The organism is Streptomyces sp. SM11 (genome assembly GCF_002910905.1).
Classification (GTDB): domain Bacteria; phylum Actinomycetota; class Actinomycetes; order Streptomycetales; family Streptomycetaceae; genus Streptomyces.
Genome location: NZ_NEUE01000175.1, coordinates 1 through 10,555 on the forward strand (window position 1 = coordinate 1; position 10,555 = coordinate 10,555).

Here is a 10,555-nt window from a genome sequence, read left to right on the forward strand (position 1 = left end):
CGCGGGCGGGGTCAGTCGGGCGGCGGTCCACTGCCGATGCCCAGCAGTAGCGGGCCGGTGGGTGAGGCGACGAGGTCGGTGACGGTGATCGGGTCCAGTGACGCGTAGAAGGCCTCCTGGGCTCCGCGCAGAGCCCCGCGCAGTCGGCAGGCCGAGCGGAGCGGGCAGGGGGTGCCGCCCTCGCACTCGACGACCTCCTCCGGCCCCTCCAGTTCCCGCACCAGTGAACCGATCGACGCGGAGTGGCCGGCGGAGGTCAGGGTGAGTCCGCCGCCCCGGCCGCGACGGGCGTCGAGGAGGCCGAGGTGCTGGAGCCGTGCGACGACCTTCGCGGTGTGCGTGTACGGCACCCGCATGGTGGCCGCCACCTCGCGGGTGGTCGGTGGCGCCTGGTCCTCGGCGACCGCCAGTCGCATGAGGACGCGGAGTGCCACGTCGGTGAATCTCGTCAGCCGCATGAGCCCACCGTAGATAAATGGCATGGAGGATGCAAATTAAGCGGTCCGCTCGGCGACAGGGATCAACGTGCCCCGCCTGCAGGCGGATTAGTCGCACTCTTTTGTGTAATGGCGGCCCGGCCCTCCTGCTGAAAGGCTTTTGCACGCAGGTCAGCCCATGATCGAAAGGACGTCAGATGTCCGTTGGTGAAGAGGTTCGCGACACGCAGGCGCCGCCGCAGCAGAGTCTGGGGACGGCAGCTGCGCGGAACCTCGCGACGACCACCAAATCCGCGCCGCAGATGCAGGAGATCACCTCGCGGTGGCTGCTGAAGATGCTGCCGTGGGTGCAGGTACAGGGCGGCACGTACCGGGTGAACCGTCGGCTCAGCTATTCGGTCGGTGACGGCCGGGTGACGTTCGTCCAGACCGGGGACCGCGTGGCCGTGATCCCCGCCGAGCTGGGGGAACTGCCCGCTCTGCGTGATTTCGGGGACGAGGAGGTCCTCGCCGAGCTCGCCCGCAGGTGCGAGCAGCGGGACGTGGCCGCGGGGGAGGTGCTCGCCGCCTCGGGGGACGCGGCGGACCGGGTCTTCCTGCTGGCGCACGGCAGGATCGAGAAGATCGGGGCCGGACCCTACGGCGACGAGACGGAGCTCGGAGTCCTCGCCGACGGAGCGTACTTCGGCGACCGGAGCCTGATCGACGGCGACGCCGTCTGGGAGTACACCGCCCGCGCGGTCACCCCGTGCACGCTCCTCACCCTGAGCCGTGCCGACGTGTACAACCTCGCGGAGCGCGCCGAATCGCTGCACGGCCACCTCGCCGGTCTGCTCTCCATCCCGCACCAGCGGACCAACCACTACGGCGAGGCGGCGATCGACCTCTCCGCCGGCCATGTGGGGGAGGCGCTCGTCCCGCACACCTTCGTCGACTACGACGCGGCGCCCCGCGAGTACGAACTGAGCGTCGCGCAGACGGTGCTGAAGGTGCACAGCAGGGTCGCCGATCTCTACAACCAGCCGATGAACCAGACCGAGCAGCAGTTGCGGCTCACGGTCGAGGCGCTGCGCGAGCGCCAGGAGCACGAGCTGATCAACAACCGGGAGTTCGGACTGCTCAACAACTGCGACTACGGGCAGCGGCTCCAGCCGCACGACGGGGCGCCCAGCCCGGACGACATGGACGAGCTGCTCTCGCGCCGCCGTGGATCGAAGCTCTTCCTCGCCCACCCGAAGGCCATCGCCGCCTTCGGCCGCGAGTGCAACCGGCGCGGACTCGTCCCGGAGAGCGTCGACATCGGCGGCCACCACGTGCCCGCCTGGCGCGGGGTGCCGATCTTCCCGTCCAACAAGATCCCCGTCACCGATGCCCGCACCACGTCCATCATCTGCATGAGGACCGGAGAGGCCGAGCAGGGTGTCATCGGCCTCCAGCAGACCGGCATCCCCGACGAGATCGAGCCGAGTCTCTCGGTCCGCTTCATGGGGATCGACGAGCAGGCGATCATCTCCTACCTCGTGACGGCGTACTACTCCGCCGCCATCCTGGTGCCGGACGCCCTCGGAGTGCTGGAGAACGTCGAGGTCAGCCGCTGGCGCTGACTCCGAGTCACCCCGGGGGCCCGGGCGGCCGCAGCCGCCCGGGCCCCCGGGCCCCGCACCCATCGCCTCGCCCCAGGGAGTGACCGTGACCATGACCAGTACGGACGCAGTGACGGAAGGGCACGAGGCCGCGGCGCTCCTGGAGCGCACCCGTGCCGTCGTCGACCCGCATCTGCGGTCGGCCGTGGAGTCGCTGCCCGGCGGCATACGCCGCATCGCGATGTACCACTTCGGCTGGGAGAACGCCGACGGAACCCCTGCCGTCGGCCAGGCCGGGAAGGCCATCAGGCCGGCCCTCGTGCTCGCCGCCGCCCGCGCGCTGGGCGGCGATCCGGAACGCGCGGTCCGGGCCGCCGTCGCCGTCGAGCTCGCCCACAACTTCACCCTGCTCCACGACGACGTCATCGACGAGGACACCACCCGCAGGCACCGGCCCACCGCCTGGGCGGTCTTCGGCATCCCGGACGCCATCATCACCGGCGACGCGATGCTCGCCCTCGCCCAGCGGCTGCTGGCCGAGGACACGCACCCGGCGGCCGCCGGCGCCGCCGCCCGCCTCTCCTCCTGCGTCATCGAGCTGTGCGCGGGCCAGCAGGCGGACTGCGCCTTCGAGGAACGCGGCCCCGACGAGGTCACGCTCGACGAATGCCTCGCCATGGCCACCGCCAAGACCGGCGCGCTGCTCGGCTGCGCCTGTGCGCTCGGAGCCCTCTACGCCGGGGCGGAGGACCGGGCGGTCCGCGCGATGGACGGCTTCGGACGGGAGGCGGGCCTCTCGTTCCAGCTCATCGACGACCTGATCGGCATCTGGGGCGACCCGGACCGCACCGGCAAGCCCGTCGGGGCCGACCTGGCCGCCCACAAGAAGTCGCTGCCCGTGGTCGCCGCCCTCACCTCGGGCACCCCGGCCGCCGCCGAGCTCGCCGCGCTCTACCGGGGGCCCATGGCCACCTCCGGCGCGGTGAACCGGGCGGCCGACGCGGTGGACCGGGCCGGCGGCCGGGACTGGGCCCAGGTCTGCGCGGCCGACCGGATGGCCCGCGCGGTCCACCACCTCTCCCGGGCCGTTCCCGACCCGAGCGCGGCGGGGGACCTGCTGGCGCTGGCCGAATTCGTCACCCGCCGGACCAGCTGACCCACCTGGTGTGACCGGCGCGGCCTTCTCAACTCTAGTATTCCGGAGGTTGGTTGAGGAACGCGGAAAGGGAGGGCGGCAGCCGGTCATGGGCATACGGATTCAGCAGGCGCAGGAGCGCGACCGGGAGCTGGTCGTCTCGGTCATGGAAGAGGCGTTCCACCACGACCCGGTCAGCAGCTGGGTGTTCCCCGACGAGGCGCACCGGCGTGCGGTGCACGGAAAGTTCCTCGGCGTCTTCGTCGACTGCGCCCTCGCCGAGGGCCGTATCGACATCGCCGAGGACAAGGCCGCGGTGGCCCTGTGGCTGCCGGTGCCCGCAGGGGCCCCCGAGGAGGAGGACCCCACGCCCGCCCTGATGCGGCGGACCGCCGACCCCGACAACGAGCGCTGCGAACTGGTGGGCAGGCTCACCGGAGCCGTTCACCCGTACGACCGTGCACATGCCTACCTCCTGATGATCGGCGTCTCTCCCGACCGCCAGGGGGAGGGCATCGGCGCGGAGCTGATCGGCGTGGAGCTGGAGCGCTGCGACCGGAAAGGACTGCCGGCCTATCTGGAGGCCAGCAGCGCCCGGAGCCGGGTGCTGTACGAGCGGCTCGGGTTCCGCTTCCTCGGCCGCACCGTCGACCTGCCGGACGGCCCGCCGATGTACCCCATGTGGCGGGAACCGCAGGCGGGTTGAACCGTCACGGAGGGCGGCACGGAAGCCACCCGGGACAGGGGCTACAGTCCCTGCTCATGACAGATGAGTCGTGGGCCGGCTGGTACCGGGACAACAAGGGTTCCGACGCCGTCGTTCTCACCACGGACGGACAGCGGCTCCGGATCCGGATCAGAGGGGTCGACTTCGAGGGCGAGAGCTTCGACGACCTGGGGCCGGTCGCCGGTATACCGCCGGAGAGCGGGATGTTCGCCCTCGCCGACGGTGCGCTCACCGACTGTGTACTGGAGTGGGACCTGCCGCTGCCCGTCCTCGTCGCGGGCGCGCTCCGCCACGCCACGCTCAGCTGCCTGCTCTCCCTGCGCCGGGTCGACCCGGACCTCCACCTCGCCCTCCACCTGGACGGCGCGGTGTACGAATCGGCCCGCGCCGAGCGCGACTTCGGCGCCGCCCTGGACGCCGTCCAGCGGATCCTCCCGGACGGTGTCCGGATCCAGACCTGTATCGCCTGTGCGTTCTCCGACTACTTCCCGGCCCCCGGCCGGGGCCTTTCCGGCGGTCTCGCCTGCTTCCGGGGTGCGAAGGACGCCTACCGGGACTCGGCGGGCGAGGACGATGTCCTGGACCTGTGGGACCAGCGGTCCGGGTTCGTCCAGGAGATCTGGAGCTGCCGCGAGTTCGAGGTGCGCCCGGCCGACGGTGCGGGCACCGGCCACCGGGGCGCCTTCCCGCTGGAAGTCGCCTGATCCGGCCCGGGACCCGACCACCGCCGAAGTCGTCCGCCTCCGCCCCGTACCGCATCCCGGTACGGGGCGGAGGCGTGTCTGCCTGTCGCTCCCACCTAGTTGTTCTACTGGCGTGCGAACAACGGAGGTTTTCATGACAAGCAAGAACCTTGGCCGCGCAACGCTCGCAGCCCTTCCTTCTGTGCTCGCTCTCCTCGTCGACCTCGTCCTGTACGTCACCGTCAAGGACCGCCTACCCGCCCGGCCGGCCGTCCACTTCGACGCCGGCGGCTCCACCAACGGGTACCTGGGCAGCACGGCCCATCTCCTCTGCACGGTCACATCGCTGCTCGTGCTCGGCGCGTGGGCCTTCACCGCGGTCAACGGCAAGCTCTACGGCCGGGCCCACCGGTGGTTCATCGGCGGAGGCTTCGCCGGCGCCGCGTTCCTCGGCTATCTGCTGATCGCCGTCCTGTTCGTCAATGTGGACGCCCCCGAAGGCGGCCCGGCCGACGGCTTCCCGCTCGGGCACATCGCCGTCGCCCTCGGTGCGGCCGCCGTCGCCGGAGCCCTCGGGGTGCTGCTGTCCCGGCTGGTCCCCGCACCGGAGGGCCCCCGCGGCGGGGACGCGCCGGTGCGGGAGCGGATCGCGCTCGCCGACGGCGAGGTGGCCGGCTGGACGCGCGGGATCGGCGCGTGGTGGGCGCCGATCGCCGTGCTGGTGTTCCTGGCGGCCGGCGTCACCGTCGGCCGGGAGCAGAGCTGGTTCCTCGGGGTGCCGCTGCTGCTCCTCGCCCTGGTGGCGGCCACCTTCTGCCGCCCCCACGTCACCGTGGACCGGCGCGGCCTGACCGTCTCCGGTCTGCTGCCCCGGCCCCGGGTGCGCGTGCCGCTGGAGCGGATGGAGGGGGCGGACAGCCATCACGTCAACGCCCTCGCGGAGTTCGGCGGATGGGGCTACCGCGTCCGCCCCGAGCGCAGCGGTGTCATCACCCGCTCGGGCGAGGCCATGGTCATCAGCCTGACGAGTGGCCGCGAGTTCGCCGTCACCGTGCACGACTCGGCCACCGGCGCGGCCCTGCTCAACACGCTGCTCGACCGGCAGCGGACGGGGCGCTGACCATGCTCTTCCGGGTCGATCCGACCTCCACCGTTCCGCTCGGGGACCAGATCGCCGCCTCGGTCCGGCATGCGGTCGCCGAGGGTGCGGTGGCCCCGGGCGAGCGGCTGCCCGCCGCCCGGGTGCTGGCCGAGTCCCTCGGCGTGAACGTCCACACGGTGCTGCGCGGCTACCAGCGGCTGCGTGAGGAAGGGCTCATCGAGCTGCGCCGAGGACGGGGCGCGGCGATCACCGCGGGCGCCTCGCCGCAGCGGGCCCGGCTGCTGGAACGGGTCCGCGAGGCGGTCGCGGACGCCCGGGACCTGGGCATGACCGAGGACGAACTGCTGGCGCTGGTCCGTGCCGAACTCGACACCTGACACCTGACACCCGACTTCCGACAGGGGTCGGGGCGCACCGCGCGGAGGACCGTTCCGCGGCCGGAACGGTCCTCCGCCGTGCGGGGCGGTGCGGGCCGGTCCCGGGGCGCGGGACCGGCCGGACTCTCCTGAGGGGAGCTGCCGGGCGTGGAGCCGGTGTCAGGAGGTCGCGGCGGCGAACCCGTACCGCCACAGGTAGTTCACCCGGGACCGCTCGTTGGTGTTCGGGATCGCGTTGGTGCAGGACGGGCCGGGGCCGCCGCCGGACATCAACTCGCTGCACGGACCGCGGTAGTTGTCCGGGAGGCCGAGCACATGCCCGGTCTCGTGCGTGGTGACGCGGGTCGAGTCGTACTGCTGGTTCTGCCGGTAGTCCAGGAAGATGTAGCCGCGTCCGTGCCCGTCGGTGCTCGCGTACGAGCCCCGGGAGTCATTCCCCTCGTAGTACCGGAAGTCGGCGTTGGAGCCCTCTTGGAGACGGACGTTGGAGACCGAGCTGTTCCAGATCTGGGTACTGCGGGCTATCTGGCCGCGGAAGCTCGGAGCGCTGGACGCGTTGTAGGTCACGGTGACCGCCAGCGCGCCCGGATTGGCGGCCCGCTTCTCGGCGACGGACTTCATGACGGCGTCGTAGAAGGCCCGGTTGGCCGCGGCGTTCTCGCTCGACCCGGTGTACGCGGCGATGGTGGTGGCGGAGGATGCGGAGGATGCGGAGGGAGCGGCAGGGGCCGGCGCGGCGGCGACGGTGGGTGCGGTGCCGAGCGTCGCGACGAGACCGAGCCCGGCGATAGCGGAGGCGATGGCGGTCCTGAGGTGTCTCATGGGGGGCTCCTACTTGTCCGATGAACCCACGCCCTGGGGGTGCCCCGAGGAGGGGCCGGGTGTGGGGGCGGTACGAGGAGAGTGTGGTGGAGCCGACTGCCGCCGGGAATGATGTCAAACGGGGATAGGGTCGCCCTATCTCCAATCGCCACAACGACACGCGCGGCCGTCCGGCTGCCCAACACGCTCTGAATTGCAGGTGTTTGGTGGGGTTGCGACGTCTGGTGCACGGCGGACGGCGGTCATAGTCTCCGCTGCATGGAGCTGGAGGTGAGGCACCTCAGGGCGCTGTGCGCCATCGCCGACGCGGGCAGCCTGCACCAGGCGGCCCGTCGCCTCGGGGTGAGCCAGCCCTCCCTGACCACCCAGCTCCGGCGGATCGAGAACGTGCTCGGCGCCGAACTCTTCCGCCGCGAACGCACCGGCTGCCGGCCGACCTCCCTGGGCCGGGCCGTCCTGAGCCGGGCCCGCCCCCTCGTCGACGGCATGAGCGACCTGGTCGCCGAGGCGCTGGCGGAGGCGGAGGCCGCCCGGCCCCGCGGCTCCCGGCTGCGCATCGGCTCCACCGCGAGCCGGGTCATCGGCGGCTGGCTGCGCCGGCTGCGGGTCGCCCTGCCCGGCACCGACATCTCCCTGCGGGTCGACGTCTCCGCCCACGCGCTGCTGTGCTCGGTCGAGGCGGGCCGCCTGGACGTCGCCTTCGTGCACGAGGTGGAGGGCTGCCCGCTGGCGCTGCCGGAGGGCCTGGAGCAGCGCGTACTCGTGGACCGGGAACCGCAGTTCATCTCCCTGTCCCGGGACCATCCGGCCGCCCGCCGTCGTGTGGTGGAGCTCGGGGACCTGGCGGGCGACCCGTGGATGGTCGATCCGACGGTGGACGGCGAGTGGGACGGGGTGCGCCGCGTGCTCGGCGCCGCCGGGCTGAACCCGCCGGTCCTGCACGGCGACTACCTCACCGCCGCCTCCCTCGTCGTGCTCGGTGAGGCCGTCGCACCCTGCCAGCCGACGTCGGGCCCGCGCGACGACATGGTGATCCGCCCGCTGCTGGGCGACCCGCTCGCGGTACGGCTGCTCCTGGCCTCCCGGCCCGGCACGGACATCGAGGTGGTGTACGCGCAACTGGAGGGCGCCTACCGGGACGCGGCGCGTCGGGCGAGCGGCTACCACGAGTGGCTGCTGCGCCACTGCTCCCCGCTGGCCCGCACGCCCTGACCCTCCGCCGTTCCGCCCGCGCCGGGAAGTTCCCCGTTCTGCTGACAGCGTGCTGGTGTTCCCCCGCCCCCTTCCGGCGGGCAGGGTGGTCCCATGAGGCTTCTGATGCTGGGCGGTACGGAGTTCGTCGGACGGGCCGTCACTGACGCGGCGCTGGAGCGGGGCTGGGACGTCACGGTGTTCCACCGCGGCCGCCACGCACCCCCGCCCGGCGTCAGCGCGCTGACCGGGGACCGGACCGCGGGCGCGGCCGGGCTCGCGGCGCTGGCGGAGAGCGGGCAGGACTGGGACCTGGTCGTCGACACCTGGAGCGGTGCGCCGTCCGCCGTCCGGGACACCGCTCGGCTGCTCTCCGGCCGCGCCGGGCACTGCACGTACGTCTCCAGCCGCTCGGTGTACGCCTACCCGGCCGCCGCCGGGCTCGACGAGGACGGCCCGCTGGTGACCGGCGCCTCGCCCGACGACGGCGGGGACGTGCCCTACGCCCGGGCCAAGCGAGGCGGTGAGCTGGCCGCCCTCGACGCCTTCGGGGGCCGGGCCCTGCTGGCGCGGGCCGGGCTGATCATCGGCCCCGGGGAGAACATCGGCCGGCTGCCCTGGTGGCTGTCGCGAATCGCCCGGGGCGGGCCGGTGATCGCCCCCGGCCGGCCCGGGGTGGAGCTCCAGTACATCGACGCCCGGGACCTGGCGGAGTGGATCCTGGACGCGGCGGCGGGCGGGCTGCACGGCGCGTACAACACCGTCAGCCGTCCCGGCCACGCGACCATGGGCGAGCTGCTGGCGGCCTGCGTGGCGGCCACCGGGTCCGACGCCGAGCTGCGCTGGACCGATCCGGAGGTCCTGCTGGCCGCCGGGGTCGAGCCCTGGAGCGACCTGCCGGTCTGGCTGCCGCCGGGCGAGCTGTACGACACGCTCTACCGGGGCGACCACACCAAGGCGTACGCCGCGGGGCTGCGCTGCCGCCCCGTCGGGGAGACCGTCGCGGACACCTGGAGCTGGCTGCGCGCTCTGGGAGGCACGGCGCCCCACCGTCCCGACCGCCCGCCCGTCGGCCTCGCACCCCGGCTGGAGGCGAAGCTGCTGGGCCTCTGACGCACCGCTTTCGTGTGCGTGTCGCGGCGAAGAACCCTCCTATAGGCCTACACAAGGGGACAAGAGCGGCGTGTCATACAAACTGATGAAGTGCTAACCATGCATATTGCGCGGCATGGAACAGAAGGCGCGCAGGCGCGGCAACGCAATCCGGGCAGCAGTGACAGTGGCCACGGCCGCGGCGATGGTGGGCGTGCTGGCCCCGGCCGCAGGTGCCGATCCGCTGCCGGGCGGACTGGGACCCTGCCTCGGCGGCTCCTGCCCGCCCAGTTGGAACGACCCCAACAACGGCCCGGTCACCAACTTCGACAGCAATATCAACGTCTACGTCGGCGGCGACTTCCTGGTCCGGGAGGCGGCGGCCGAGGCGGAGGGAAAGGTCGTCACCCTCGGCCGGTTCGACATGGACAAGCGGGACGGGGTCTCGCAGGTCTACAACGTCGGCATCGCGGGCGTCGGTTCGCGGGTACCGCCGCCGGACGGCTCCGACTATCTGACGGCGGGCGGGAACGTCACGATCGCCGACGGCGAGCGTCTCCTCGCGGAGGAGGGCACGCACTCCGGCCGCGTCGCGTACGCGGGTGAGCTCACGGGCACGGTGAACCCCACCACCGCCCCGCGCTTCGACGCGGACGCGGCCGCCCCGTACACCGAGCTGCGCCCGCAGCTCACCGAAGCCAGCCACTGCTACGCGTACGACGGCGAGGAGCACCGGGAGGCGACGGGCACGTGGGTGAAGACCGGTGACGTCATGACGTTCACCGGCGACGGCACGTCCGCGATCCAGATCTTCGACGTGGACGCGGACCTGGAGTCGGAGGCGGGCGGCAACACGGGGTTCGTGTTCAACGGCGTCCCCGAAGGTGCGACCGTCCTCGTCAACGTCTACGGCGGCGCCCGCAGCGTCGCCACGTTCATGGGCTCGTTCCCCAACGAGGGCCTTCGCGAGCACCTGCTGTGGAACTTCCCGGACGCCACCGACCTGTCGCTGACCGGCCCGGCCCAGTTCGAGGGCAGCGTCCTGGTCGGCCAGCCGACGAGCACCACCGTGCTCAGCATGGGCGGCACCAACGGCCGCTTCTACACGGCGGGTTCGCTCACCCACACCTCGGCGGGAGCGTCGGGCGGCCAGGAGATCCACGCGTACCCCTTCGACGGCGACCTGCCGACCTGCACACCCGACCCGACACCGACGCCGACGGATCCGACGCCGACGCCCACGGATCCGACGCCGACGCCGACGGATCCCACGCCGACGCCCACGGATCCGACCCCCACGCCCACGGATCCGACGCCGACCCCCACGCCCACAGACCCGACCCCCACGCCCACGGATCCGACGCCGACGCCGACGGACCCCACGCCGACGCCGACGGATCCCACGC

11 protein-coding genes are annotated in these 10,555 nt (G+C 72.6%); 9 read left to right on the forward strand and 2 right to left on the reverse strand.

The features are described 5' to 3' along the window. Window positions 1–11 precede the first annotated feature (11 nt). On the reverse strand, window positions 12–458 hold the full coding sequence (locus B9S58_RS15895; protein WP_103532760.1) for an Rrf2 family transcriptional regulator: 447 nt from the start codon (window positions 456–458) through the stop codon (window positions 12–14). A gap of 176 nt (window positions 459–634) precedes the next feature. On the opposite strand from B9S58_RS15895, the gene B9S58_RS15900 reads away from it, so the two are divergent. From B9S58_RS15900 to B9S58_RS15925, 6 genes are all read left to right on the forward strand, one after another. Then, complete coding sequence (locus tag B9S58_RS15900) at window positions 635–2,041, forward strand: family 2B encapsulin nanocompartment shell protein (RefSeq protein WP_103532761.1); 1,407 nt, start codon at window positions 635–637, stop codon at window positions 2,039–2,041. A gap of 91 nt (window positions 2,042–2,132) precedes the next feature. Further along, window positions 2,133–3,176 carry a family 2 encapsulin nanocompartment cargo protein polyprenyl transferase gene (locus B9S58_RS15905; protein WP_103532762.1) on the forward strand — a complete coding sequence of 348 codons (1,044 nt, stop codon included), beginning with the start codon at window positions 2,133–2,135 and terminating at the stop codon, window positions 3,174–3,176. An 88-nt stretch (window positions 3,177–3,264) separates the two neighbouring features. Next, window positions 3,265–3,861, forward strand: a complete 597-nt coding sequence (locus tag B9S58_RS15910) for an N-acetyltransferase (RefSeq protein WP_103532763.1) — start codon at window positions 3,265–3,267, stop codon at window positions 3,859–3,861. A 56-nt stretch (window positions 3,862–3,917) separates the two neighbouring features. After that, complete coding sequence (locus B9S58_RS15915; RefSeq protein ID WP_103532764.1) at window positions 3,918–4,586, forward strand: DUF6304 family protein; 669 nt, start codon at window positions 3,918–3,920, stop codon at window positions 4,584–4,586. A gap of 133 nt (window positions 4,587–4,719) precedes the next feature. Then, window positions 4,720–5,685, forward strand: a complete 966-nt coding sequence (locus B9S58_RS15920; RefSeq protein WP_103532765.1) for a DUF1648 domain-containing protein — start codon at window positions 4,720–4,722, stop codon at window positions 5,683–5,685. A gap of 2 nt (window positions 5,686–5,687) precedes the next feature. Then, complete coding sequence (locus B9S58_RS15925) at window positions 5,688–6,044, forward strand: GntR family transcriptional regulator (RefSeq protein ID WP_103532766.1); 357 nt, start codon at window positions 5,688–5,690, stop codon at window positions 6,042–6,044. A gap of 159 nt (window positions 6,045–6,203) precedes the next feature. Here B9S58_RS15925 and snpA read toward each other — a convergent pair whose 3' ends face one another. Then, window positions 6,204–6,866 carry a snapalysin gene (gene snpA / locus B9S58_RS15930; protein WP_103532767.1) on the reverse strand — a complete coding sequence of 221 codons (663 nt, stop codon included), beginning with the start codon at window positions 6,864–6,866 and terminating at the stop codon, window positions 6,204–6,206. Window positions 6,867–7,124: 258 nt separating this feature from the next. On the opposite strand from snpA, the gene B9S58_RS15935 reads away from it, so the two are divergent. The 3 genes from B9S58_RS15935 to B9S58_RS15945 all read left to right on the forward strand — a co-directional run. After that, window positions 7,125–8,078, forward strand: coding sequence for a LysR family transcriptional regulator (locus tag B9S58_RS15935; RefSeq protein ID WP_103532768.1), 954 nt, complete (start codon window positions 7,125–7,127; stop codon window positions 8,076–8,078). Between the two features lie 93 nt (window positions 8,079–8,171). Continuing rightward, window positions 8,172–9,170 carry an NAD-dependent epimerase/dehydratase family protein gene (locus B9S58_RS15940; protein ID WP_258044592.1) on the forward strand — a complete coding sequence of 333 codons (999 nt, stop codon included), beginning with the start codon at window positions 8,172–8,174 and terminating at the stop codon, window positions 9,168–9,170. 115 nt (window positions 9,171–9,285) lie between these two features. Beyond that, a partial coding sequence (locus tag B9S58_RS15945; RefSeq protein ID WP_258044594.1) for a choice-of-anchor A family protein occupies window positions 9,286–10,555 on the forward strand: 1,270 nt, incomplete at its 3' end.

Excerpts from the sequence above, each read along its gene's own strand:
- B9S58_RS15900 (WP_103532761.1), top strand. The coding sequence starts at position 635 with ATGTCCGTTGGTGAAGAGGTTCGCGACACGCAGGCGCCGCCGCAGCAG.
- B9S58_RS15920 (WP_103532765.1), top strand. The coding sequence starts at position 4,720 with ATGACAAGCAAGAACCTTGGCCGCGCAACGCTCGCAGCCCTTCCTTCT.
- B9S58_RS15925 (WP_103532766.1), top strand. The coding sequence starts at position 5,688 with ATGCTCTTCCGGGTCGATCCGACCTCCACCGTTCCGCTCGGGGACCAG.
- B9S58_RS15940 (WP_258044592.1), top strand. The coding sequence starts at position 8,172 with ATGAGGCTTCTGATGCTGGGCGGTACGGAGTTCGTCGGACGGGCCGTC.
- B9S58_RS15910 (WP_103532763.1), top strand. The coding sequence starts at position 3,265 with ATGGGCATACGGATTCAGCAGGCGCAGGAGCGCGACCGGGAGCTGGTC.
- B9S58_RS15915 (WP_103532764.1), top strand. The coding sequence starts at position 3,918 with ATGACAGATGAGTCGTGGGCCGGCTGGTACCGGGACAACAAGGGTTCC.
- B9S58_RS15905 (WP_103532762.1), top strand. The coding sequence starts at position 2,133 with ATGACCAGTACGGACGCAGTGACGGAAGGGCACGAGGCCGCGGCGCTC.
- snpA (WP_103532767.1), bottom strand. The coding sequence starts at position 6,866 with ATGAGACACCTCAGGACCGCCATCGCCTCCGCTATCGCCGGGCTCGGT.
- B9S58_RS15935 (WP_103532768.1), top strand. The coding sequence starts at position 7,125 with ATGGAGCTGGAGGTGAGGCACCTCAGGGCGCTGTGCGCCATCGCCGAC.
- B9S58_RS15895 (WP_103532760.1), bottom strand. The coding sequence starts at position 458 with ATGCGGCTGACGAGATTCACCGACGTGGCACTCCGCGTCCTCATGCGA.